The sequence below is a fragment of the Nocardia aurantiaca genome, from assembly GCF_009708175.1.
GTDB lineage: Bacteria > Actinomycetota > Actinomycetes > Mycobacteriales > Mycobacteriaceae > Nocardia > Nocardia aurantiaca.
Map to the genome: position 1 here is coordinate 475,987 of NZ_WMBB01000003.1, position 24,581 is coordinate 500,567.

General features: G+C 69.5%; 22 protein-coding genes. 13 read left to right on the forward strand and 9 right to left on the reverse strand.

Annotated features, from left to right (window positions below):
* The first annotated feature begins 5 nt into the window (after positions 1-5).
* A complete protein-coding gene (locus tag GLP40_RS08310) occupies positions 6-932 on the forward strand; it encodes a cation diffusion facilitator family transporter (RefSeq protein ID WP_154787204.1) in 927 nt (308 codons plus the stop codon).
* A gap of 59 nt (positions 933-991) precedes the next feature.
* On the opposite strand, the gene GLP40_RS08315 is transcribed toward GLP40_RS08310, so the two are convergent.
* Both GLP40_RS08315 and GLP40_RS08320 read right to left on the reverse strand, forming a co-directional pair.
* Complete coding sequence (locus GLP40_RS08315; RefSeq protein ID WP_154787205.1) at positions 992-2,473, reverse strand: phytoene desaturase family protein; 1,482 nt, start codon at positions 2,471-2,473, stop codon at positions 992-994.
* Positions 2,474-2,520: 47 nt separating this feature from the next.
* Complete coding sequence (locus GLP40_RS08320) at positions 2,521-3,099, reverse strand: TetR/AcrR family transcriptional regulator (RefSeq protein ID WP_154787206.1); 579 nt, start codon at positions 3,097-3,099, stop codon at positions 2,521-2,523.
* A gap of 91 nt (positions 3,100-3,190) precedes the next feature.
* Between GLP40_RS08320 and GLP40_RS08325 the strand changes: the two genes are divergently transcribed.
* Positions 3,191-3,613: a DUF4267 domain-containing protein gene (locus GLP40_RS08325; protein WP_154787207.1), complete on the forward strand. Its 423-nt coding sequence runs from the start codon at positions 3,191-3,193 to the stop codon at positions 3,611-3,613.
* A 119-nt stretch (positions 3,614-3,732) separates the two neighbouring features.
* Here GLP40_RS08325 and manB read toward each other — a convergent pair whose 3' ends face one another.
* From manB to rfbD, 3 genes are read right to left on the reverse strand one after another with little or no spacing between them, the layout of a single operon-like run.
* Positions 3,733-4,824: a mannose-1-phosphate guanylyltransferase gene (gene manB, locus GLP40_RS08330; protein WP_154787208.1), complete on the reverse strand. Its 1,092-nt coding sequence runs from the start codon at positions 4,822-4,824 to the stop codon at positions 3,733-3,735.
* A gap of 44 nt (positions 4,825-4,868) precedes the next feature.
* A complete protein-coding gene (locus GLP40_RS08335; RefSeq protein ID WP_328289862.1) occupies positions 4,869-5,789 on the reverse strand; it encodes a glycosyltransferase family 2 protein in 921 nt (306 codons plus the stop codon).
* A complete protein-coding gene (gene rfbD / locus GLP40_RS08340; RefSeq protein WP_328289863.1) occupies positions 5,786-6,685 on the reverse strand; it encodes a dTDP-4-dehydrorhamnose reductase in 900 nt (299 codons plus the stop codon). Before rfbD ends, GLP40_RS08335 begins: the two co-directional genes overlap by 4 nt.
* A gap of 204 nt (positions 6,686-6,889) precedes the next feature.
* Between rfbD and GLP40_RS08345 the strand changes: the two genes are divergently transcribed.
* From GLP40_RS08345 to GLP40_RS08355, 3 genes are all read left to right on the forward strand, one after another.
* The gene (locus GLP40_RS08345) at positions 6,890-8,350 is read left to right on the forward strand and encodes an LCP family protein (protein ID WP_154787369.1); all 1,461 of its coding nucleotides are present in this window, start codon (positions 6,890-6,892) and stop codon (positions 8,348-8,350) included.
* A complete protein-coding gene (locus GLP40_RS08350) occupies positions 8,338-9,054 on the forward strand; it encodes a TIGR03089 family protein (protein ID WP_154787210.1) in 717 nt (238 codons plus the stop codon). The genes GLP40_RS08345 and GLP40_RS08350 overlap by 13 nt, the downstream gene beginning before the upstream one ends.
* Before the next feature lie 255 nt (positions 9,055-9,309).
* On the forward strand, positions 9,310-10,605 hold the full coding sequence (locus GLP40_RS08355) for a cytochrome P450 (RefSeq protein ID WP_154787370.1): 1,296 nt from the start codon (positions 9,310-9,312) through the stop codon (positions 10,603-10,605).
* An 11-nt stretch (positions 10,606-10,616) separates the two neighbouring features.
* Here GLP40_RS08355 and GLP40_RS08360 read toward each other — a convergent pair whose 3' ends face one another.
* Positions 10,617-12,176 carry a carboxylesterase/lipase family protein gene (locus tag GLP40_RS08360; protein ID WP_407671552.1) on the reverse strand — a complete coding sequence of 520 codons (1,560 nt, stop codon included), beginning with the start codon at positions 12,174-12,176 and terminating at the stop codon, positions 10,617-10,619.
* 111 nt (positions 12,177-12,287) lie between these two features.
* Here GLP40_RS08360 and GLP40_RS08365 point away from each other — a divergent pair, with 111 nt between their 5' ends.
* Positions 12,288-12,506, forward strand: a complete 219-nt coding sequence (locus tag GLP40_RS08365) for an FmdB family zinc ribbon protein (RefSeq protein ID WP_328289864.1) — start codon at positions 12,288-12,290, stop codon at positions 12,504-12,506.
* Here the strand turns inward: GLP40_RS08365 and GLP40_RS08370 are convergent.
* Positions 12,503-12,793 (reverse strand): SelT/SelW/SelH family protein, encoded by a 291-nt coding sequence (locus GLP40_RS08370; RefSeq protein ID WP_154787212.1) that lies wholly within the window; start codon positions 12,791-12,793, stop codon positions 12,503-12,505. The genes GLP40_RS08365 and GLP40_RS08370 overlap by 4 nt on opposite strands.
* Before the next feature lie 405 nt (positions 12,794-13,198).
* Between GLP40_RS08370 and GLP40_RS08375 the strand changes: the two genes are divergently transcribed.
* The 5 genes from GLP40_RS08375 to GLP40_RS08395 all read left to right on the forward strand — a co-directional run bounded on the left by GLP40_RS08375 (position 13,199) and on the right by GLP40_RS08395 (position 22,566).
* Positions 13,199-16,111, forward strand: coding sequence for an SWIM zinc finger family protein (locus tag GLP40_RS08375; RefSeq protein WP_154787213.1), 2,913 nt, complete (start codon positions 13,199-13,201; stop codon positions 16,109-16,111).
* Positions 16,108-17,208 (forward strand): ATP-binding protein, encoded by a 1,101-nt coding sequence (locus GLP40_RS08380; protein ID WP_328289865.1) that lies wholly within the window; start codon positions 16,108-16,110, stop codon positions 17,206-17,208. The genes GLP40_RS08375 and GLP40_RS08380 overlap by 4 nt, the downstream gene beginning before the upstream one ends.
* 32 nt (positions 17,209-17,240) lie before the next feature.
* Positions 17,241-19,529: a DUF5682 family protein gene (locus GLP40_RS08385; RefSeq protein WP_328289891.1), complete on the forward strand. Its 2,289-nt coding sequence runs from the start codon at positions 17,241-17,243 to the stop codon at positions 19,527-19,529.
* Positions 19,530-19,796: 267 nt separating this feature from the next.
* Complete coding sequence (locus GLP40_RS08390) at positions 19,797-20,969, forward strand: VWA domain-containing protein (RefSeq protein ID WP_154787214.1); 1,173 nt, start codon at positions 19,797-19,799, stop codon at positions 20,967-20,969.
* Between the two features lie 175 nt (positions 20,970-21,144).
* The gene (locus GLP40_RS08395) at positions 21,145-22,566 is read left to right on the forward strand and encodes a serine/threonine-protein kinase (protein ID WP_154787215.1); all 1,422 of its coding nucleotides are present in this window, start codon (positions 21,145-21,147) and stop codon (positions 22,564-22,566) included.
* Between the two features lie 39 nt (positions 22,567-22,605).
* Here the strand turns inward: GLP40_RS08395 and GLP40_RS08400 are convergent, their stop codons facing one another.
* Positions 22,606-22,851 (reverse strand): DUF397 domain-containing protein, encoded by a 246-nt coding sequence (locus GLP40_RS08400; RefSeq protein ID WP_196054581.1) that lies wholly within the window; start codon positions 22,849-22,851, stop codon positions 22,606-22,608.
* A 19-nt stretch (positions 22,852-22,870) separates the two neighbouring features.
* Positions 22,871-23,716: a helix-turn-helix domain-containing protein gene (locus GLP40_RS08405; RefSeq protein ID WP_154787216.1), complete on the reverse strand. Its 846-nt coding sequence runs from the start codon at positions 23,714-23,716 to the stop codon at positions 22,871-22,873.
* 129 nt (positions 23,717-23,845) lie between these two features.
* Between GLP40_RS08405 and GLP40_RS08410 the strand changes: the two genes are divergently transcribed.
* Both GLP40_RS08410 and GLP40_RS08415 read left to right on the forward strand, forming a co-directional pair.
* Positions 23,846-24,289: a DUF4254 domain-containing protein gene (locus tag GLP40_RS08410; RefSeq protein ID WP_154787217.1), complete on the forward strand. Its 444-nt coding sequence runs from the start codon at positions 23,846-23,848 to the stop codon at positions 24,287-24,289.
* On the forward strand, positions 24,286-24,504 hold the full coding sequence (locus GLP40_RS08415) for a hypothetical protein (RefSeq protein WP_154787218.1): 219 nt from the start codon (positions 24,286-24,288) through the stop codon (positions 24,502-24,504). Before GLP40_RS08410 ends, GLP40_RS08415 begins: the two co-directional genes overlap by 4 nt.
* Positions 24,505-24,581 lie beyond the last annotated feature (77 nt).

A 24,581-nucleotide genomic window follows, 5' to 3' on the forward strand; every position in this document is an offset into this window, starting at 1 on the left:
GTTCATTGTCTGCGGGCGGCGGTAAGAAGGCCATCCTGGCGGCGCTGAGCGCGAACGCCGGTATCGCGGCAGCCAAATTCGTCGGCGCGGCCATCACCGGATCGGCGTCCATGCTCGCCGAGGCGGTGCACTCAGTGGCCGACACCTCCAATCAGGCGCTGCTGCTGCTCGGGCAGCGGCGCGCGGAGCAGGAGGCCGACCAGCTGCACCCCTTCGGCTACGGGCGCAATCGGTACTTCTATTCGTTCGTGGTCGCGCTGGTCATCTTCGCGCTCGGCTCGCTGTACGCGGTGTGGGAGGGCATCCACAAGATCCAGCACCCCGAGGAGCTGTCCAGTCCGCTGGTCGCGATCGTGATCCTCGGCATCGCCATCGGGCTCGAGGGCTTCAGCTTCATCACCGCCATGCGGGAATCCAAGCCGCTCAGGGGCAATTCGAGCTGGTGGCGGTTCATCCGCAACTCCCGCAATCCGGAACTGCCGGTGGTGCTGCTGGAGGATTCGGGCGCGCTCATCGGCCTGATCTTCGCGTTCACGGCCATCAGCCTGACCATGATCACCGGCGATCCGGTGTGGGACGGCGTGGGCACACTGGCCATCGGCTTGCTGCTCGGCGTCATCGCCGTCATCCTCATCGTCGAGATGCAGAGCCTGCTCATCGGTGAGGGCGCGACTCCCGAGGAGGACGCCAAGATCCGGACCGCGCTGGTCGACGACCGGCACATCGACCGGGTCATCCACCTGCGCACCCAGTACCTGGGGCCGGAGGAAATGCTGGTGGCGGCAAAGGTTTCCATCGTGCCCGGCCTGGCGATCGCGGATATCGCGACCGCCATCGACGATGCCGAGGCCCGGGTGCGCGCGGAGGTCCCGGCGGCCCGGGTCATCTACCTGGAACCGGATCTGTATCGGACACAACCGGTTCAGCGGTAGTCGGCGATCCCAGCGGACCACGAACCGCGGGTCCGACCGGGCGCCCGGGGGCGCGGCAATCAGATTCGCCAGTGGTCGGTCAGCAGCTCGAGCGGATCGTTGCGGATGTCGAACTCGGTGCGCAGCGCGTGGCGGGCGGCGAAAAAGCCGTTCATGCCGTGCACTCCGGGACCGGGCGGGGTGGCCGAGGAGCACAGATAGACGCCGGGCAGCGGGGTCGAGTACGGATTCCAGCGGGGTGCGGGGCGGAAGAGGGTCTGGCGCAGGGTCATCGCGCCCGCGGAGATATCGCCGCCGATGTAGTTCGGGTTGTGAGCGGGCATGGTGGCGGCGGTGCGGACATGGGTGGCCAGGACCAGCTCGCGGAACCCGGGGGCGAAGCGTTCGACCTGCGCGGTGACGGCCGCGGTGAGATCCTCGACCGAACCGTTGGGAACGTGGGCGTAGGTGTAGAGCGTGTGCTTGCCCTCGGGGGCCCGGGTGGGGTCGACGACACCGGGCTGGATGGCCAGCACGAAGGGCCGCTCGGCGTGACGGCCTGCGGCCACGGCCTTCTCGGCGGCGAGGGCTTCGGCGCGAGTACCGATCAGGTGCAGGGTTCCGGCGCGATCGCAGCCTTTCGCCTGCCACGGGACCGGACCCGACAGCGCGAAGTCGACCTTGCAGGCCGCGCCGCCGTAGCGGAACCGGTTGAGCGCGAAGTTGTATCGGGCGGGCAAGGTGGCGATGCGCTGGAGTTCGGCGGGGGCGACATCCAGCAGAACCACGCGGACCTCGTCGAACTCGTCGAGCGAGTCGACGCGATGGCCGGTGTAGACGCGGCCGCCGTGGGTTTTCAGATCACCGGCGAGGGCGTCCACGATGGCCTGGCTGCCGCCGCGCGGGACCGGCCAGCCGCCCACGTGGGCGAGGGTGCCGAGCAGCATCGCGACGCCCGCGCCCGGAATTCCGCGCGGGGGCCGGATGGCGTGCGCGGCAACGCCTGTCAGCAGGGCCGGGGCGATGTCTTCGCGAAAACGCATATTCCACAATGGCGTCGACTGTTCGAGCACGCGCCGAGCGAAGCGCAGTTCGACGCCGGGGTCCAGGTGCAGCAAGCTTGCCGGGTCGATGGGCGGATGCCGCAGATCCGACATGACCAGGCCGACCAGGTCCTCCCACTTGCGCACCAGCGGGCCGAACAGCCGACGCCAGGAGCCGCCGTCGCGACCCAGGCCGTCCACGGTGTGATCGAGGTCCTGCCAGGCCAGACCGGCGTGGCCGCCGTCGAGGGGATGCGCGTAGGACACCTGTGGGGTGAGCAGTTCGACGCCGTGCGCCTTCAGGTCGAAGGCGCGGAAGAACGGGGAGGCCACCGCCATGGGATGCGCGCCCGCGCACAGGTCGTGGTGGAAGCCGGGCAGCGTGACCTCGCCGGTGCGGCAACCGCCGCCGATGCTTTCGGACGCCTCGTATACCTCGACGTCGAGTCCGGCGCGGGCCAGGATCACCGCCGCCGCCAACCCGTTGGGACCCGATCCGACCACTACAGCGTCAGCCATGGATTCAGCCTAGGCCGGGTCGGGCGGATGGCGGCGCAACCGCGGGGTCAGTCTCCGCGAACCCATTGGGCGACCAGGATTTCCAGTCGCTGGTCACGAAAGTCGGGCCGCAGGCGGCCGCCTCGGTCCAGGGTGGCCAGGCCGTGCAGGGCGCTCCAGGCGACCTCGGTGAAGGTCTCGACATCGTGCGGCGCGGCGAAGGGGGCGAAGGTGTGCAGCAGTTCACCGAAGGCGTCCTTCAGCGGCTGCGGCGCGTCCGGGCCGAACTTCAGGTCGGTGCGCAAAAGGAACATGGCGTCGTAGAGGGCTGCGCTGTCGCGGGCGAAGTCGAGGTAGCCCTGGGCGACCGCGCGCAGCGCCTGTTCCGGCGTTGCGGCGGATGCGCGCAATTGCCGTACGGTGGCGGCGAATTCGGCGCAGCCCGCCTCGGCGACGGCCGAGACGATGGCATCCTTGCCGGCGAAGTGGCTGTACAGCACGGGCTGGCTGTATTCGATGCGGTCGGCGAGCTTGCGCACGGTGACCGCGTCCCAGCCCTCGGTCTCGGCGATCTCGCGGGCGGTGTCGACAATGCGCTGTCGGCGTTCGGCGCGCTCGCGTTCCTTGCGGGTCTGTATGGCGCTCATGGTCAGAACTCTAGCATCGCTAGACAAGCTACCGGCGCATAAGTTAGCGTTGCTCTATCAGTTAGCGTCACTAGCAATTGGAGCACCGGACATGTTCACCTCGCGCCTCGCCTCCCGCATCGCCACCACCTTGGCCGTCACCGGCGCCGGCTTCATCACCTACATCGGTGTCCGCTACCTGGCCGACCCGCAGGCCATGGCGCCCACCTTCGGCATGCGGGTCTCCCCCACCGGCGAAGCCGCCGACTTCCTGAACGTCAAGGGCGTCCGCGATGTCGCCTCCGGCCTGCTCATCGTCGCCCTGCTCGCCGCCCGCCAGCGTTACTCGCTCGGCATCGCCATGCTGGTCATGGCCACCATCCCCACCGGCGACATGCTCACCATCCTGCGCCACGACGGCTCATCGTCAACGGCTTTCGGCGTCCACGGCGCGACCGCCGCCCTGGTCGCCGCCACCGGCCTGCTCCTGGTGAACGAGCGCACCGCCACCGAAAGACGTGCCGTCACAGCATGACCCGCGTCGCACCCGATTCGGACCGATCGGTGAGCGCGCGCGGCGAATGCCGCACCGCGCCAACGTAATCGGCCGCCCATCCCGGAAGATGGACGGCCGATCAAGGGTTTTCGCGCCGGCTAGACGTCGGTGGAGAAGCGGACGCCGCCGTCGGGGATGTCGACGCCGGGCCAGATGCGGGCCCCGCGCAGGAGCTCGCAGCGGGCGCCGATGTTCGCGCCGTCACCGATGACGGCATCGCGAACGAGGGCACGCGGACCGATCCGGGCGCCGAAGCCGATGATCGAACGCTCCACGGTGGCACCGGCTTCCACGCGGGCGCCGTCGAAGAGGACCGCGCCGTCGAGGCGGGCGCCCGCGCCGACCTCGGCGCCGCGCCCCACGACCGTGCCGCCGATGAGGAGCGCGCCGGGAGCGACGCCCGCACCGGGGTGGACGAGGGATTCGCCGCGCTGGCCCGGGAGCGCCGGGGACGGGGCGATGCCGCGGACCAGGTCCGCCGAACCACGGACGAAGTCCTCAGGGGTGCCCATGTCTCGCCAGTACGAGGTGTCGACGTGACCCTGGATGTGCGCGCACTCGGCGAGCAGGGACGGGAAGGTCTCGCGCTCGACCGAGACCGGACGGCCCGCGGGGATCTTCTCGATGTACTCGCGCCGGAAGACGTAGCAGCCCGCGTTGATCTGATCGGTCGGCGGATCCTGGGTCTTCTCCAGGAACGCGGTGACCCGGCCGTTCTCATCGGTGGGGACGCAGCCGAAGGCGCGCGGATCGCTCACCCGCACCAGGTGCAGGGTCACGTCCGCGCCGGAGGTGTGATGGGTTTCCAGCACCCCACCCAGGTCGGTGCCGCCGAGCACGTCGCCGTTGAAGACCATGACGGTGTCGGCGCGCAGCTTGGGCAGCACGTTGCGGATGCCGCCGCCGGTGCCGAGCGGTTCGGTCTCGGTGACGTATTCGAGCTCGAGGCCGAGGTCGGAGCCGTCGCCGAAGTGCTCCTCGAACACCTCCGCCTTGTAGGAGGTGCCGAGCACCACATGGGTGATGCCGGCATCGGCGATGCGGGCCAGCAAATGCTGCAGGAACGGCAGACCGGCCGTGGGCAGCATCGGCTTGGGGGCGGACAAGGTCAACGGACGCAGGCGGGTGCCCTGGCCTCCGACCAGGATCACCGCGTCCGTAGACCCGGCGGTGTTACCGCTGTTCGCCATCTTCTCCCCTGTTGTCAGGTTGTCAGGACTGCGCGCCCGCGATGTTAAACAGTCTCGTTTCGATCACGTTCGCGCAGTGCGGATCGAACCGCAAGCCGGCAGCGGATCGCAAGTCCAGCCTTCAGCGCGACCCGGAGCGGGGCCTGCCACCAGTGCGGATGCCGGTCGGCCTGGAAACGGTAGGCGCTGGCGTGGTGCGCTGGCAGCATAGTCTCCGGGTGGCGACCCGCGGCGTGGCCCTTGGCGTGCGTGACCTCCGCGGACGGCACGAAGACATTGTGCCAGCCGGCCCTGCCCATGCGATCACCGAAGTCGACGTCCTCCATGTACATGAAGTAGCGGGAGTCGAAGCCGTCGATGGAGTCGAAGGCCGCGCGACGCACCAGCAGGCAGGAGCCCGACAGCCAGCCGACCGAACGCTCGGAGATCTCCTCGTTGTCCTGACGGTAGCGCAGGGTCCACGGGTTCTTGGGCCAGATCGTGCCGAGAATGGCGTGGCCGGCCCCGTCGGCGATGCCGGGCACCGAGCGGGCGGACGGGTAGACGCTGCCGTCCGGCTCGAGCACCATCGGGCCCAGCGCGCCGGCGCGCGGCCAGCGGCGGGCCGCGGCCACCAGTTCGTCGATGGAGTCGGTGCCCCAGCGCACGTCCGGGTTGGCGATGACGATGAATTCGATGTCCGGGTCGATCTCGGCGACCGCGCGGTTGATGGCGCCGCCGTAGCCGATATTGCCGCCGGTGCGCAGCAGGCGCACATGGGCGTTGGCCTCGGCGGCCATTTCCGGGGCGCCGTCGACCGAGCCGTTGTCGGCCAGGATGACCTGCGGCTTCTCTCTGGTCGCAGTGGCCAGCGTGCTGATGAAGTGTTCCAGGTGCTCGCCGGGCGAGTAGGTCACCGTAACGACGGCCAGCTGCGGTTTTTTCTCCGCGGTGGGGGGCTGTCCGACAGAATCCGAGGGGCTCACGGAGGGCCAGGATAGTCGGAGACGGCGGCCAGTGCGTCGTTCAGTGCCAGCTTCCAGTGTCGCAGGGGAGCTAGACCCGCGGCGGCCCACGAATTGCCCGAAAGGACCGAATATGCCGGGCGCGGAGCGGGTCTCGGGAAATCCTCGGTGCCGCAGGGCTGTACGCGCTCAGGGTCCGCGCCCAGGCCCGCGAAAACCGCCCGGGCCAGGTCGAACCAACTGGCCTGTCCGGCATTGGTGGCATGCAGGATCCGGGGTGTACCGGGCTTGCCCGCCAGTTCCAGCAGACCGGCCGCGAGATCGAGCGCGTAGGTGGGCGAACCGATCTGGTCGCGCACCACGGTGAGGGTGTCGCGCTCACGTTCCAGCCGCCGCATGGTGGCCACGAAGTCCGCTCCCACGCCGGTGTAGACCCACGCGGTGCGCACAATCTGCGCGTCGGGCGCGAACTCCAGAACCGCTTGCTCCCCAGCCAGTTTCGATCGTCCATAGACCGTCGCCGGTCCGGTCGGATCGTCTGGTTCATACGGGTGCGCACCGGTGCCGGGGAAGACGTAGTCCGTGCTGAGGTGTATGAGCCGCGCCCCCTTCTCGGCGCACGCCTGAGCCAGTACGCGGGGCCCGGTGGCGTTCACCGCGAAGGCGGCTTCCACCTCGGTCTCGGCCCGGTCGACGGCGGTGTAGGCCGCGCAGTTGATCAGCACGTCACCGGGATTCACGAACGCGCGCACGGCGTCGGGATCGGTGATGTCGAGGTCGGCGTGAGCCAGCCCGCGTGCGGCGGGCGCGAGGGTCGTGAGTGCGCGGCCGAGCTGACCGCGCCCACCCGTCACCAGCAGCCGCGCGGAATCCGGGCGCGGTCGATCGGTGGTCGAGGTCACGTCATCGGCGGTCACGGCTGCCAGTCTGGCACGCCCCCCGCACGACTCACGGAGCCGGCGATACGGCAACATCACGGCTACCGCCACTAGCCTGCATAGCGGGGGTATTTCCATCGACGCGACCTCGTTCGTCGGGGTTCGCTCGGCCGAGCACGCGAAAGGGAGATCGGGTTGCCGGACAACCGCTGGGCATCCGTGCCGTTACCGTCGCGCTCCACTCTGGGATCGCGACCGGGGCGCGGCGGCGCGCGCCGGGTACTCGTGGCCGTGATCTCGGTGCTGGTGCTGACGGTGACCGGGCTGGGCTGGCACAGCGTCGATCGCCTGATATCGGGCATCGAGCGGATCGGCAATCTGGGGCTCGGCGGCGACAAGGCCGACGGCGCGACCGACATCCTGATGGTCGGCATCGACTCCCGCACCGACGCGCACGGAAATCCGCTCTCCTCGAACGAATTGGCCATGCTGCACGCCGGCGACGACGGCGAGGGCGGGCTCAATACCGACACCATCGTGCTCATCCGGGTGCCCAACGACGGCAGCTCGGCGACCGCCATCTCGATCCCCCGCGACTCCTACGTGGACATCCCCGGCCTCGGCATGGGAAAGATCAACTCCGCGTACGGCGTGACCAAGGCGACCACGCAGCAGAAATTGATCGACAAGGGCGCCGATCCGGCTGAGGCCGATCGCCGGTCGACGCAGGCCGGGCGGCAGGCGCTGGTCAAGAGCGTGGCCAACCTCACCGGCATCACCGTCGACCATTACGCCGAGGTCGGGCTGCTGGGCTTCGTGCTGCTCACCGATGCCGTCGGCGGCGTCGAGGTGTGCCTGAAAAGTCCGGTGGACGAACCGCTTTCGGGCGCGGACTTCCCGGCGGGATCGCAGAAGCTCTCCGGCGCACAGGCTTTGAGTTTCGTGCGCCAGCGTCATGAGCTGCCGCGCGGCGACCTGGACCGGATCGTGCGCCAGCAGGTGTACATGGCGCAGCTGGTGCATCAGGTGCTCAGCGCCAAGATGCTCACCAGCCCCGGCCGGTTGACCGAACTCAGCAATGCGGTCGGGCGCACGGTGGTGCTGGACGACGGCTGGGATGTGCTCGGCTTCCTGCACGAGCTGCGGGACCTGTCCGGCGGGCAGGTGAAGTTCGAGACCATTCCCGTCAAGGACCTCAACGGCTGGACCGACAACGGCGAGTCCGTGGTCCGGGTGGATCCGGCCGCGGTGCACAGGTTCGTGGCCAAGGCGGTCGGCGACGACGAGGCCCCGAGCCAGGGCGGGGTGGACCCGTCCACCGTCACCGTCGATGTCTACAACGCCTCCGGCACCGGCGGCTTGGCCGCGCAGGCGGCACAGGCGCTGGCGGCCAAGAGCTTCCGCACCGGCACGGTGGACAACTGGATCGGCGGGCCGGTGCAGAGCAGCCGGGTGCTGGCGGCCTCCGCGGGCGATCCCAGGGCGCGCGCGGTGGCGCAGGTGCTGGGCGGGCTGCCGGTGCTGGCGCAGGCTGGTCTGCCCGAGGGTTCGGTTCGCGTGGTGCTGGCGAGTGACTACTCTGGTCCGGGTTCGGCGACCGGCGGCGCCACGTTCGACTTCTCCGGAAGCAGTACGACCGCGACACCGGTGCCGCCCGCCCCACCCATCGACGCCGGTACGAACGGACCGAAATGCGTGAATTGAACGAGACCCTCACCGAAGCGGTACTCGACCCCATCCTCGCCCGCGACCCCGCGGGGCCGCGCATCACCTATTACGACGACGCCACCGGCGCGCGGATCGAACTGTCCGCGCTGACGCTGGCCAACTGGGCGGCCAAGACCGCCAATATGATTCGCGACGAGTTCGGGTTGACCTCCGGCGCCCGGGTCGCGGTGCTGCTCCCGGCGCACTGGCAGACCGCGGCCGTGCTGCTGGGCTGCTGGTGGGCCGGCGTCGAGGTGGTGCTGCACGCCGACCCGGACGCCGAGCTGGCCTTGGTCACGGCGGACCGGATCGATGAGGCCGAGGGCATCGCCGAGGTCGCCGCCCTCTCCCTGGACCCGATGGGCATGCCGGTGCGCGACCTGCCGGTCGGCGTCACCGACTACGCGACCTCCGTGCGCGTCCACGGTGATCAGTTCCATCCGCGCGGCATCGGCTGCGCCCTCGACGGCACGTCGGTCTCCGCCGTGCTCGATGAGGCCCGCAAATCCGCTGCCCGCCAGGGCTTCACGGCCGAGGACCGTGTTCTCTCCACGACCGCTTGGGACACCCCGGCCGAACTGATCGACGGCTTCGTCGCGGTCCTGGCCGCGGGCGCCTCCCTGGTCCAGGTCGCCAACCCCGACCCGGCGGCCCAGGAACGCCGCATCACCTCGGAGCGAGTAACCGCCCAACGCCGCTGACCGAATACGCCGCACCCGCGGGGCTTGCCTCGCTCACCTTCGAAAGTCCCGCGGGCCGCACGCTCGGCCTCGGAGAGTCGTGGTCGCAGGGGCTTGTCCCCCGGATATTTCCCGCGGTTTCACGGGCTTGCCGCTGAGAGCTACGAGGGTCGCCTCATACCGGAGTAGGAGGTCTGTTTCCCTCCTCGGGATGTTCCTCGGCCTCGAGGGGTTCCGTACCGTGGAACCATCCGACGACGAGGGAGTCCCGCGATGATGAGTCCCCGGTACTGGGCCCGATGGATGGTCGAACACGGTGCGCCGCGGTGGGCGCTGCGGCTGCAGGCCCGCCGCGACAATCCGTTCGCGAAACTGATCACCACCGCCGGCGCGCTGCACGATCCGTATCCCCAGATCGAGGAGATTCGCCGCCGCGGCCGTCTGGTGCACAACCCGTATACCTGGGCCACCGCCGATTACGAGCTGACCCGCGCCATTCTGCGCGACAGCCGCTTCGGCGCGTTCGGGCCGGACGGCGTGGATGTGCCGGGTTGGCTGCGCGATCGGCTCAAGCGCGCGCAGACTCCGCCGAATCCGGTGGAACCGCCGTCCATGCTCATGATCGATCCACCGGATCACACCCGCATCCGCAAGTCGGTGTCGGCGGCGTTCACCCCGCGTGCCATCGGCCGCCTGCGCGACCGCGTGGAGTCGGTGACCGCCGAACTGCTGGACGCGCTGCCGCCGAACGGCTCCGCCGATCTCGTCGGGGCCTTCGCCCAGCAGGTGCCGATCGCCATCATCACCGAGATGCTGGGCTTCCCGCACGCCTCCCGCGACGAGTTCCTGAGCTGGGGTGACGCCGCCAGCCCGCTGCTGGACATCGGCATCTCCTGGCGGTCGTGGCGCGATGCCTATACGGCCATGGGCGTCATGGACGAGTATCTGAACGAGCACCTGGCCACGCTGCGGCGCACGCCTGGCGAGGACATCCTCTCCAGCCTGGTCACCGCCGGGGAGCTGAACGAGCGCGAGTTGAAGGCGACCGCGAGCCTGCTGATGGGCGCGGGCTTCGAGACCACCGTGAATCTCATCGGCAACGGCGTCGTCCAATTGCTCTCGCATCCCGAGCAACTGGCCATGCTGCGCGCGGACCCGAACTTGTGGGCGCAGGCGGTGGACGAGATCCTGCGCTTCGATCCACCGGTCACCATGACGGCGCGAATCGCCCTGTGCGACACCGAGGTCGGTGACTTCCGGTTGCCCGAGGGCGCCGTGATCGTGATGTCGCTCGCGGGCGCGAACCGGGATCCGAAGAAGTTCGAGGACCCCAATCGCTTCGATATCACCCGCGCCAATGCCCGCGAACACCTGACCTTCTCCAGCGGCATACACACCTGCCTGGGCGCGAGCCTGGCCCGCATGGAGGGCGTGTACGCGTTGCGCTCGCTGTTCGACAATTTCCCTGATCTGGCGCTGGCGGGCACGCCGGAGCGCCGCCCGCTCTACACCCTGCACGGGTACGCGCATATGCCCGCCCGGCTGGGCCGCCGGGTCACCGCTGCCGTGTGATCGGTTGCGGCTCAGTAGAACCCGACCACGTCATCTCCCCACACGGTGTTGCGATCGCGGTCGGGATCGTCGATGACACGGTCCGCATTGTCGATGACCAGGGTGGTGCGCGTCACGGCGCTGTAGGGCGGCCAGTGCTTGGATCCATCGATGGCGGCGGGCACGCCGTACCTGGCGAAGGCCAGCCAACGGCGCATCACGCGGCCCGAAACCTCCTGTGCCGCTTTGCGTCCGCCCAGCCAGAAGGTGGGGTCGTAGTCGAACGAGCCGAAGTTGCCGAATACGTAGGGCAATTCGGTGGCGTGGCCGGCGCCGACCCGGGCCGCCTTGAGCATCGGGGTGGCGTGGTCGAAGCGGTACATCCAGGTCGGCGAGTGCGCGGAGTGGGCGTCGGCCACCCAGTGCGAGGGCATGCGGAAGGCGGCGTCGGTGGACATGGTGAGCGCGCCGCGCGGGGTGCTGGACTCGTAGGCGGAGGCGATCTCGGCCAGCCGCTCCGGCGACAGGCCCGGATGTTCGGCGGCAACCCCGCGCAGCATGGCGTTCACGGCGTCCGGGGTGACCGGCATGATGGGCGAGCGGAACAGCCGGAACAGCGAGGCCTCGTCCTTGTTGGTGCCGATGATCAGCGGCACCCGGTGCGAACGGCCCTGCCGGAAGCGTTCGCTCGGATAGGCGGGGAGCAGGTTGCCGTCCACCACGGGCGCGGCGGCCAGGCGGCCGGGTTCGCGCAGCGGCACTTCGTCGAGCAGGGTCCCGGCGGCGGTGACGATGCGTTCGATCGGCATGGTGAGCAGATCGGCCGCGTGATCGGGCGACAGTTCCAGCAGTTCCAGGTAGCGCTTGGCCACCACGGCGGCGCGCTCCGGACCGAAAACCGTGGTGGCGGGCGGGGATTGGGCGATGGCACGGTGGAACAGACCCGCCGACAGCGGCGAGGTGAGCAGCGCGGTGACGCAGCCCGCGCCGGAGGATTCGCCGAAGATGGTGACATTGCCCGGATCGCCGCCGAAGGCCGCGATATTGTCGCGTACCCACTGCAGGGCGGCGATCTGGTCGTACAGGCCCAGATTCGGGGTGAACTCCTCGCCGAGCGAGGACAGGTCGAGGAAGCCCAGCGCACCCAGCCGGTAGTTGACGGCGACCACGATGGCGTCGCCGGTCTCGGCGAGCCGTCGTCCGTCGTAGATGGCCTGGGCCGCGGTGCCCAAGCAGTACGCGCCGCCGTGCAGCCACACCAGGACCGGTCGGAGTTCGTCCGTGGCTGCGGTCGGGGCCCAGATATTGAGCCACAGGCAGTTCTCGCCCATGCGCAGGTTGGCGTCGACGGGCACGAAGCCCGGACTCTGCGGAGCGACGTCGCCGAAGCGCACGCATTCCCGGATGCCGGTCCACGATTGCGGGGGCTGGGGCCGCCGGAACCGATTGGGCCCGGCCGTGCTGGCCCCGTACGGCAGGCCGCGCCACACCGCCACCGTGCCCTCCAGCACGCCGGACACCTCACCGTTCACGGTCCGCGCAACCGGCGTGCCATCCTGTTCCGGCAGCGTGTCGAAGAACCGAGTGCTCACACCACACCTCCTCGTACTCCGTAAACCGAGGGTACTGGGTTGCCCGGAGTGCGCCGTCGGATCGACCTCAGCGCGCCGCCGGGTGCGGTGCGAGTCGTCTAGGCTGGGCAGGTGCCGAGCTATGCGTATCGATGCCGCGGCTGCGGCGACACCTTCGAGCTGACTCGCCCCATGGCCGAGGCGTCCGCACCCGCGACCTGCCCGGAAGGCCATGACGACACCGTCAAGCTGCTGACCACCTTCGGGACGGTCACCCGCGGCGGCGGCTCCGCCCCCGCGCCGGCCCCGTCGGGTGGTGGCGGCTGCTGTGGTGGGGGCTGCTGCGGCTAGCTCGCCGGTTCGGCGTTCTTCTGGTCGGCGTGGCCGAGCGAGCGGTCCGGCGCGACCCGGTCGCGGACACGCTGCTTGAGGATGGCGATATCGGGAAAACCGCCGTCGGCCTTGCGTTCCCAGATCTGGTCGCCGTCGACGGTGATGCGGAAGACACCGCCCTCACCGGGGACGAGGGCGACTTCGGACAGGTCGGTGGCGAAGGTGGTGAGCAACTCCTGGGCCATCCAGCTCGCGCGGAGCAGCCAGCGGCACTGCGTGCAGTATTCGATCGCGACGCGGGGCATATCCGGGACCATACCGGGCCGCCGCCGCGTGCAGCCGCGTGCGTGGTCGAACAAGCGGAGCAGGCCCGGCACATGACTGCGGAGGCCGAGAATATTCCGAGCGACGGACGAACCGAGGCTCGAGGCATCGAGCGTGGAATTCGACGGGTCCGCGTCGCGCTCCTTCGATCGCGCGAGGTCTGGGCTACGCCGCCGCTGTAGATCGGGCGTACCCCGAGTGCTCGAATCGGCGTTGACAGAATGAATTCACATCTCGATTCGATGTCTCAGATTGTTCAGCGAAATGTCAGCACTACAGGAATCGAATTCATCGGCAAATAGCCGGCATTCACAGACGGCCGCCGCGCGGCCGGGACCTGTCGGTGCCCTCGGATACAACTTTGCTCAACCGAGGAAGGGGGATGGATGACCACCGCTTGGACCGCCGATCACGTCGGATCGCTCGCACCGGACGCAGCGTCGCTGACCGCCGCCCGCAAGCTGCGCGGCAAGTGGAGCGGCACCGGCGTTCACGACACCGCGCTGTGGGGGCTGTGTAAGGGCAGTGGCAGCCGACCGTATCAGACCATTGTGGATCTGTCGGGGCCCGCCTATAAATGCACCTGCCCGAGTCGCAAGTTTCCGTGCAAACACGCACTGTCGCTCCTGTTGTCGTGGAGCGCGGGCGAGGTGCCCGCCGCGGACACCGTGGCCGATTTCGCGGCCGACTGGCTGAGCGGGCGGGCCGCCCGCGCCGCCGGGCAGACCGCGCCCGAGGCCAAACCCGCCCGGGGCGCCGGGGCCACCGCCGATCAGCGCCGCGCCCGCGTCACCGCGGGCCTGGCCGATCTGGACACCTGGCTCACCGATCAGGTGCGCACCGGTCTCGCGCAGTCGGACCGCTCCTTGCGGGCCTTCGAAACCGTGGCGGCCCGCATGGTCGACGCGCAGGCACCCGGAATCGCCGCAACCCTGCGCCAGTTACCGCTCGCCACTACACATTCCGACTGGCCCCGGCTACTGCTGCGCGAATACGCCCGGCTGTATGTGCTGGCAACCGCGCACGCCCGTCTCGACGGCCTCTCCCCCGGACTGCGCGCCAGCGTGCGCACCCACATCGGATACCCCACCCCGGCCGACACCGTCCGCGCCGAGCCCGCGGTCCGCGACCACTGGCTGGTCCTGGGCATCCGAACCACCACCGAGGACGGCCTCTACACCCGCCGAGTCTGGTTGCGCGGCCGCGCATCCGGCCGCTGGGCCCTGGTCGTCGACCACCACTACGGCAGCCCGGCCTTCCCGAACGACACTCCGGCCCCGGGCTTCCAGGTGGACGCGAGCGTGCACTTCTATCCCGGTGCCGCACCGCTGCGCGCCCTCTGGGGCGAGCGCCATGACGATATCCCCGAACCGTTCACCACCGTCCCGCTGCACACCGACCGTTCCCTGAACGCCGGTGCGGTGCGGGCGGCCGGGCAGCCGGGCAGCATCGCCGCCGCTCTGACCGAGCAGGCGCGGGCGTTGGGCGCGGATCCGTTCCTGCGGTCCTGGCCGGTGCTGCTGGCCGAGGTCGTGCCGGTTCGGGGTGAAAAGGGCTGGTACGTCGTGGAGTCCGGTGGGGATGCGCTGCCGATGTCGACCGCGGAGGGTGAGCCCTGGCGGCTGCTCGGGCTCTCCGGTGGCCATCCGGTCACCGTGCTCGGGGAGTGGACTGTGGACGGGCTGGTGCCGGTGGCGGCGCTTGCCGCTGGCACCATGGTGGATGTCGTTGTGGCGCAGGGGAATCCGATTCCGGTGCGGGGTGGCCTCGAGGACGCCGGGAGTGCCGAGCTGGTTTCGGCGGCGCTCGTCGGCACGGCGCGACGTCAGGCCGACATGTCAGGATTGGCGTCGCCGGTAACCGCCGCGGCGACCGGACTGACCGGGGATCCCGCCGCGGTGCTGTTGGAATCCATTGCACTGCAGGACTGTTTCGCACGCGGCGGCGTGACCGCCACGTCGGCGGAACGCAGCGAGACCGCCGCGGATGATGAGCGGTCGCAGCTGCCCGCCGCGGCGGCTGCGCGACTGATCGACATGCTGGCGGACAATTCGCCGTTCCTCGACGAGTGGTTCGCGCTGGCCGGGCCGCGGGACTTCCGCGCTCCGGACGGACTGGTCAGCGTGCTGCTGGATCGGGCCAAAGCGCTGGCGCCGCATCGGGAACCGCTGCTGCGGCTCGCGGGAGCGCGCGGTCGCTGGCTGGCCGCGCAGCATCCGGGCTGGCGGTCGCTGGTGCGGGCCGCCGCCGAGGACGAGAGCGTGTGGTCGCACGGCCGGGCGGCGGAGCGGCGCGGCTGGCTGGCCCAGCTGCGTCGGCGCGATCCAGCGGCCGCGCGGACGGCGCTGGCCGGGTCCTGGGGCAAGGAGTCCGGGCCGGGCAAGGCGGAACTGCTGGCGGTGCTGGCCGACGGGCTCTCACTCGAGGACGAGGCGCTGCTGGAGACCGCACTGGACGACCGCCGCGCCGAGGTGCGGCGGCTGGCCGCGGATCTGCTGGGGCAGTTGCCGGAGTCGGCCTTCGCCCGGCGCATGGCCGACCGCGCCTCGGCCTGGCTGAGTTTCGGTCCCCGGCTGGTGCGCCCGCAGCTGGTCACCACCGGACCGGGTGTGCTCGACGACGCGGCTCGCCGCGACGGTGTCGGGGATTCCTTCGGCTACACCGCCTATCGCGCCGACGGCGCACCCGATCTGGCCACCGGATGGCTGCACCGGGTGGTCGCCGCCACTCCGCTGCGGCACTGGGAGCGGCTGCTCGGTTCCGCCGAGGAGGCGGTGCGGGCTTCCATGGCCGAGGGCGTGCGCGGGCCCATGATCGCGGGATGGTCGGATGCCGCACTGGCGCAACGGAATCCGGAGTGGGCGCGGGCGCTGTTCGCCGCGATCTCCGGGACCGACGCCCGCGATGCCGACACCGACAAACTGCGCGAGCTGTTCGCGCTCCAGCCGGAGACCGATCAGGTGCGCTACCTGCGCGGCCTGGATTCCAGCTGGCTGGCCGAGATCGAATCCATGCTGCGCGCCGTGCCGCACCCGTGGCCCGGCCCGATGGCCGAGCACGTGCTGCGGCTGCTCACCGAGCGCGCCCAGCTGTGCGCCGATCGGCCGGGTGCGCCCAGCCTGGTGCCCGGCTCCTACCGGACGCTGTTCCGCGCGGCGTCCGCTCACTTTCCGGTGGGGGTGGCGGGCATCGTGTCCGGCGTCGCCCGCCGCTGCGCGGATCCGTACTGGGAGCAGGCCTTCGACCAGCTCGCCCATGACCTCATTGAACGCAAGACGATGCTCGAGGAGTTGCAGTGATCATCACTCAGGAACGCGACGCCCTGCTGCGCCCGCACGCCGAACAGGCCTTCGCCGACGAGCTGAAGGCACTGGCCGCCACCGACGATCGCCCGCGTCCGCCCTCCTGGAAGTTGTCGCCGTGGGCGGTGGTCACCTACCTGCTGGGTGGCACGCTGAGCGACGGTACCGTCATCACCCCCAAGTATGTGGGCCCGCGCCGGCTCATGGAGGTCGCGGTCGCCACCCTGGCCACCGATCGCGCACTGCTGCTGATCGGCGTGCCGGGCACCGCGAAAACCTGGGTTTCGGAGCACCTTTCAGCCGCCGTGGCCGGGCACTCCACGCTGCTGGTGCAGGGCACGTCCGGCACCGCCGAGGAGGCCATCCGCTACGGCTGGAACTATGCCCGGCTGCTGGCGGAGGGGCCGAGCGAGGCCGCGCTGGTGCCCTCGCCCATCATGACCGCCATGCGCGCCGGCTCCATCGCGCGGCTCGAGGAGCTCACCCGCATTCCCTCGGATGTGCAGGACGCGCTGATCACGGTGCTGTCGGAGAAGACGCTGCCGGTGCCGGAATTGGGCATGGAGGTGCAGGCGGCCAAGGGCTTCAATGTGATCGCCACCGCCAATGACCGTGACCGCGGCGTCAACGAGCTCTCCTCCGCGCTGCGCCGCCGTTTCAATACCGTGGTGCTGCCGCTGCCGGCCGGGGAGGACGAAGAGGTCGCCATCGTGACCCGCCGGGTCGAACAGCTCGGCGCCGCATTGGAATTGCCCGCCGTGCCCGCGGCCGCCGAGGAGATCCGGCGCGTGGTGCGGGTCTTCCGCGAGCTGCGCTCGGGCACGACCGAGGACGGGCGCACCAAACTCAAGTCGCCGACGGGCACGTTGTCGACGGCCGAGGCGATCTCGGTGATCACCAATGGCATGGCGCTGGCGGCGCACTTCGGCGACGGCGTGCTGCGACCCGCCGATATCGCGGGCGCGGTGCTGGGCGCGGTCGTCAAGGATCCGGTCGCCGACCAGGTGGTGTGGACCGAATACCTGGAGGCCGTGGTGCGCCAGCGCCCCGACTGGGCCGACTTCTACCGCGCCTGCCGCGAGGTGCACGAGTGACCGCCACCGTCGAGGTGTCGATCGGGACCACGGTGGCGACCGAGACCCGCGTCTTCGGCATTCGCCACCACGGTCCGGGTTCGGCACGCTCGCTGGCCCTGGCGCTGGAGCGGTTCCGGCCCGACGCCATCCTCATCGAGGGGCCGTCGGACGCCGATCCGCTCATCGGTTACCTCGCGGCCGAGGGCATGTCGCCACCGGTGGCGCTGCTGGCCTATCAGCCCGACAGCCCGGCCAAGGCCGCGTTCTGGCCCTTCGCGACCTTCTCGCCGGAGTGGGTGGCGCTGCGGTACGCAACGGAAAACGGTGTGGCCGTGGGGTTCTGCGATCTGCCCGCCACCGTCGCGCTCGCGGTGGCCGACGAGCCGGGCGACCGGACCGATCCACTGGCCATTCTGGCCGCGGCGGCCGGATACGACGACGCCGAACGCTGGTGGGACGCCATCGTCGAATCCGCCTCGGACGCCGATATCTTCGGTGCGGTCAACGAGGCGATGGCCGCGTTGCGGGAGCACGCCGAGCACCTGGACGGCGAGGGCGCCGGTCAGGAATCCGATTCCGCTGTCCCGGTCGTGGGGTCCGGGACAGCGGAGGAGGACGAGCCGGTCTCGGTCGAATCGGCGCGGATCACGGTGGACGCGCACACGCTGCGGCGTGAGGCGCACATGCGGCAGCTCATGCGAAAGGCCTTGAAGGACGGGGCGCGACGGCTGGCCGTGGTGTGCGGTGCGTGGCACGCGCCGGCGCTGGAGGGCAAGCTGGGTCCCGCTGCGGCCGATGCCCGGATGCTGAAGGGCATGCCGAAGGTCAAGGCCACGCTGACCTGGGTGCCGTGGACGCATTCGCGGCTGGCGAGTTCGTCCGGGTATGGGGCGGGCATCACGTCGCCGGGGTGGTATCACCATCTGTTCACCGAGACCGAGCAGCCCATCGCACGCTGGCTGACCAAGGTGGCGGGCACGCTGCGGGCCCACGATCTGCCGGTGTCGAGCGCGCACATCATCGAATCCGTCCGGCTGGCCGACACTCTCGCGACCCTGCGGGGGCGGCCGCTGGCCGGGCTGTCGGAGGTCACCGAGGCCACCCGGTCGGTGCTGTGCGACGGCGACGAGACCCTGCTGCGGCTGGTCAGCACCGAACTGGTGGTGGGCGAGGCGCTGGGGACGGTGCCGGACGGGACGCCGACCGTGCCGCTCGAGGCGGATCTGCGGGCCCAGATCAAGACGTTGCGATTGAAGCAGCAGGCGCTGGAACGGACGGTGGATCTGGATCTGCGCACCGACGGCGGGCTGGCGAGATCGCGTCTGCTGCACCGACTCCGGCTGCTGGGCATCGGGTGGGGGCGGTTGACCGACAGTCAGGTGCGCAGTACGGGCACCTTCCGGGAGACCTGGACGCTGCGGTGGCGGCCGGAGCTGGCGATCTCGATCGTCGAGGCGTCGCGGTGGGGTACCACGCTGCGGTCGGCGGCCGAGGCCAAAATCCTTGATACGGCTCAGGATCCGGACGCCACGGTCGGCAAGGTCGCGTCGGCGCTGGAGGAGGCGCTGCTCGCCGATCTCGGCGGCGCGACCGACGGGCTGATCGCCCGGCTGGAATCGGTTGCGGCACTGGATCACGACGTCACGCACCTGATGTCGGCGCTGCCCGGATTGCTGCGGATCATGCGCTACGGCGATGTGCGCGGCACGGACACCGCCGCGCTGACGCGGGTGGCGGACAGCCTGCTGGTCCGCAGTTGCGCCGGTCTGCCGGGCGTGGTCACCGGGCTCGATGCCGCCGCGGCCGCCGCGCTACGCGCCCAGATCGACGCCGTCCACCTGGCGCTGTCTGCCCGCGACGACGAATGGGCCACCGGCACATGGCTGTCCACGCTGGCGACGCTGGCCGACCGCGACGACGTCAATGGCGCGATCGTGGGCCGGGCCGTGCGCCTGCTCTGCGACGCGGAGCGCATCAATGGTGAGGAATCCGGTCGCCGACTATCCGCGGCGCTGTCGGTCGGGCGGACGGCGCCCGACAAGGCGGCCTGGATCGACGGCTTCCTGGGCGGGCGGGGCCTGCTCCTGGTCCACGACCGAAACCTGTTGTCGCTCATCGACGATTGGTTGTGCGGGCTCGATGAAGGGCAGTTCGTCGCGACCCTGCCCCTGCTGCGCCGGACCTTCGGCGCGTTCGAATCCGGCGAGCGGCAGGCCATCGGCCAGGCCGTCCGGCACGGCGCGCCAACGGCTTCGGCCACCGGCGGCGCCGACTACGACACTGGCCGCGGCGTACTGGCTATGCGGGCCACCGCGGAGATCCTCGGGGTCATGGGATGAGCCGAGCCAACGCATCTGAGCGCAGGTCCGAGAATTCGGCTCGTCATCCCGGCACACTCACCCGTCGCCCGGGCACGGTCGCTCGTCATCTCGGCATGCGTGTGGCCGGGGTACAAGTTTGCGCGCTGGATTCCGGCCAGAAGCACGCCGGGATGACAGGGCGAACAGCCGCAGTACAGGGAGTGGATTCGCGCGGGCGCTCGGTGCGCCCGAGAGAAATCCGCGGCCCGTGGCCGGATCTGATTCGAGCAGCTCGAGGGGAATGCGATGAACGAGATCGATGAGGCGCAGGCGCGTCGCTGGCGGCTGGTGCTGGGCAGCGCCGGCGAGGCCGGGCTCGGGGGCGGCGGGCTGGGCAATGCCGACGACCAGGCCATGGATCGGGCGCTGGGGTCGCTCTACGATTCCAGCGGCCAGGGCGGGGGCGGGCGGCGCTCCGGTGGGCTCGGGGGTTCCGCGCCGCAGGTGTCGCGGTGGCTGGGCGATATTCGCCGGTACTTCCCGTCGACAGTGGTGGAGGTGATGCAGCGGGACGCGGTGGATCGGCTCAATCTCACCGAACTGTTGCTCGAGCCCGAGCTGCTGGAGGCGGTCGAGCCGGATGTGCATCTGGTGGGGACGCTGCTGAGCCTGAACCGGGTGATGCCGGAGACCACCAAGGCCACCGCGCGCATGGTGGTGGAGAAGGTGGTGAGGGAGATCGAGCGGCGGATCGCGGCGCAGACGGTGGCCGCCGTCGGCGGTGCCCTGAACCGGGCGGCGCGGGTGTCGCGGCCGAAGCTGCGGGACATCGACTGGGACCGGACGATTCGCAAGAACCTGGCGAACTATCTGCCGGAGCATCGGACCGTGGTGCCCGAACGATTGGTCGGGTACGGACGCAAGGCGCAGGCGGTCAAACGCGATGTGGTGCTGGCCATCGACCAGTCGGGATCCATGGCGTCGAGCGTGGTCTACGCCTCGGTGTTCGGCGCGGTGCTGGCGTCGATGCGGTCGCTGCGCACCTCGCTGGTGGTTTTCGATACGGCGGTCGTCGATCTCACCGAGAAGCTGTCGGATCCGGTGGAGGTCCTGTTCGGCACGCAGCTGGGCGGCGGCACCGATATCAATCGGGCCATCGCGTACTCGCAGTCGCTCATCACCCGCCCGGCCGACACGCTGTTCGTGCTGATTTCCGACCTGTACGAGGGCGGGGTGCGCGCGGAGATGTTGCGGCGCGTACGCGCCATGAAGGAGGCGGGGGTTCAGGTGGTGGTGCTGCTGGCGCTGTCCGACGAGGGCGCCCCGGCCTATGACCGCGACAATGCGGCAGCGCTGACCGACCTGGGTGTGCCCGCTTTCGCCTGCACGCCCGACCGCTTCCCCGACCTGCTCGCGGTGGCGCTCGACCGCGGCGATGTTGGGGCGTGGGCACACAAGGCTTTGCACTGCCAGACATAATGGGCACGCACCATGTGGAGACCCGGCCACGAGATGCACCGAATGATGGAAAGCCCAAAGGTTCGCGGCCCGTCTCGTTCTGGACTGACGGAGCGTGGGAGCGAAGCGGAGGAGCGGAGGAGGGCAGAACAAGACCTCCAGGCCGCGAACCCGCCCGGAGCGAAGCGGAGGGCAAATGGATACGGAGGGCTCGATTTTGCGCTCTGGTGATGTGTTCGCCGGTTACGTCATCGAACGCGAGCTCGGTCGCGGCGGCATGGGCTCGGTGTATCTGGCCAAACACCCACGGCTGCCGCGCATGACAGCGCTGAAGCTGCTGAATCAGGAGATGTTCTCCGACGACGAGATTCGCGCCCGCTTCATCCGCGAGGCCGATCTCGTCGCCCGGCTGGACCACCCGAATATCGTCACCGTCTACGACCGCGGTGACGAGGGCGAACAGCTGTGGATCTCCATGCAGTACATCGACGGCATCAACGCCTCCTCGATCACCCCCGGCACGCTCCCGCCGCTGCGCGCGGTCCAGATCATCACCGAGACAGCCAAGGCGCTCGACTACGCACACGGCCTGGGCGTCCTGCACCGCGATGTGAAGCCCGCCAATATCCTGCTGGCCCGCTCCTCGTCCAAAACCGGTGCCGGCGAACGCGTCTACCTGACCGACTTCGGCATCGCCCGTCTCCGCGACGATACCGGCCACCTCACCCAGACCGGCACGGTCACCGCCACCCTGGCCTACGCCTCCCCCGAGCAGTTGACCGGCGCGTCCCTCGACGGCCGCTCCGACCAATACTCCCTGGCCTGCACCCTCTTCCAGCTACTCACCGGCACGGTCCCCTTCGAAGGCACCAGCCCCGCCGCCGTCATCCGCGGCCATCTCCAGCAGCCTTCGCCTCCGGCGAGCCCGTTGCGCCAGGCCCTCCCCCGCACCATCGACGCCGTCCTCGCGAAGGCTCTGGCCAAGCGCCCGGCCGATCGCTACCGCTCCTGCGTCGAATTCGCCACGGCCGCCGAACGCGCCCTCCAGGCCCCGCCCACGGCTGCTCCGCCGCGCCCGCCGACCCCCGCGCACCCCCAGCCCATCGTCACCCCGCGTCCGCCGACCCCGGTCCACCCGCAGCCGGTGATCCAGCGCCCGCCCACCCCCACGCCCTCGACCCCCCGGCCCCTGGTAGGCCCGGGCCCGTCCTATCCCAGCCAGGGCCCCACTCCGATGTACCCTGTCCCACCCACGTCGACCCCGTCCTACCCCAACCAGCCGATTCAGAACCAGCCGATCTCCACCCCGGCCTACCCGAATCAGCAAGCCCCCCAGACCTTCACGAACCAGGCGCCCACCTATACCCCACCCCCCACCTATGTGCCCCGTCCCACCTACACTCCCCCGCAGGGCAATTCGAACACCACCGCCTGGCTCATCGCCGCCATCGTCACGGTCCTGGTCATCGTCATCATCGTGATAGCGGTGATCATCAAGAGCAGCAAATCCAAGGCCGACGCCCCCCAGCACCCCGACACAGTCGTAACCTTGGCCTTCGCGAACTACCTGACCCCCGACAGTGCTCTCGGCGACAAGGCATTCCGCATAACGCTCTGAATCAGAGATCGAACATGTTCGCAACGCGAACGCCGTGCGTCACCGAACTACAAGGTCGAACGCACCCGCCCGAACTCCGGCCAGGAACGCATCCCACTGAGGCCCGGGAACGCTGACAACCGGCTGGTGTGCAGGATCGTTCGCCGGGTCGCGCAAGTACTTGCTGTCGCGGATCAGCACCGCCTCATCGGTGAGCAGCACTTCCACACAGTTGCCGCCACCGCCGTCTCCGCTGCGGCTGCTCTTCCGCCATCCACGCTCGTAACTCATGACCACACCCAGCATAAGCGAGCGCGTTTCAAACTCAACGGCGCTGCTTGCGCAGGATGGCGGCGGACTCCTTCGGGCTCAGGGCGACGGCTTCGAGACGCTCGAAGGCCGCGATGAATCGTTGAATTCCATCGGCTTCCACGTAGATGACACCCGCCGGCGTCTCGACGCAGGCGAGGGTCGGATACGGGTCCGGCAGGTCGAAGATCTTGAACGAGCCATCCGGGGCCGCGTGCGCGCCGACCGCCTCGGGCAGCAGCCGAACGGTGACGTTCGGTCGCTCACTCATATTCGCGAGGTGCGCAAGCTGTTCGACATGAACATTGGCTCCACCGATCGGTCGGCGCAGGATTGATTCGTCCAGAATGACCGTCAGGTGGACTGGTCGCGGCCTGGTAAGGACCTGCTGCCGGATCATCCGAACCTCGAGCCAGCGATCGATCTGAGCGTCATCGGCGTCCGGATCGACCGCACGGATCACCGCCTCGGCATAGGATGGCGTCTGCAGGAGTCCGGGCACCACAATCGTATTGAACGACTTGATCTCCGAGGCCCGAGCCTCGAGCCATGCGTAATCGATGATCGAAGGATCGATGTCCTTGGCGTAGCCCTCCCACCAACCCTTCTGCCACACTTCCAGACTCAACTTCCGCAGCGCCTCGCGCACATGCTCGTCGGCCACGCCGTAGAGGGTCAGTAGCTCCCGCACATCATCCTCGCGCGGCGGGTACAGCCCGGCCTCGAATCGGCTGACCGTCGAAGAATCCCTTTTGAGGTAGGCGGCGGCATCCTTCAATGTCATGCCGGATTCGTCCCGATACTGCCGAAGCTGCTGGCCGAGCCACTGCGCCCGCAGTGTCGGACCCGGTTTCCCCGCCATCTCACAACCTCCGTCGTCACCGCGCCTCGCCGCTCGAGTCTACATTGCGCCGCGCTTGCAAAATTGCACAGCTCGAGCAAAACTGGAGGCTCAGCCGCTTGGCATAATCCTCATTCCGGAGTCGTCACCATGACGCTGTTGCCATCGAAGGACCTGATTCTCGAAGCCTGCGCCGGGGCCATCCATGAGCCCCACCCAATCCTCTTGGCCGCCTATGAGTTAGCCAGCCTCCACGAAGCGCGAGCCAACGCCGATCCCGGCACTGCCGCCGAAATAGACTGCTGTCGTTTACGTTTGGTGCATGACATCGACCGCTGGATCGCGACCGCGATACCGGCCCGCGCCGCGGCATCCTTCCTCCATACCGAAACGATCGGCACGGTGGTGGACCGCCTGGCCGAACTCTCGGTAGCCGCCTACGCCGCTCTACGCCACGACATCTCGGACCTCGAACTTCACGACGCCTGGCACCGCCTCGCCGAACTCACGATCGGCTACACCGACCTCGCCTTCGAGGTCTCCACCGGTCGCCGCCGCCTCCCCACCCCCGAACCCGAACGGAACCCCTCATGACCGCCATGCTGATCCCGTTCCCCACCGGCGCCACCACCGCAGCCCTCTGCGCCTGGCTCCTGCACCATCTCCCCTCTACCCCGAAACCCGCCCACAGCAACACTTTTCCCCACAACCAGTACACCGTGGCGACCATCACCGCCCGCCTGGAACGCGAACGCCGCCCCAAGCCCGCGCCCGCAAACTCCCGCCCGCCGAGGCGAGTACGAGCATGAACCCAACCTCCGCCCCCATTCCGATCGATCCACCCGCCGTCACCGCACAAGCTCGCCTCCACCGGGCGATGGTGACT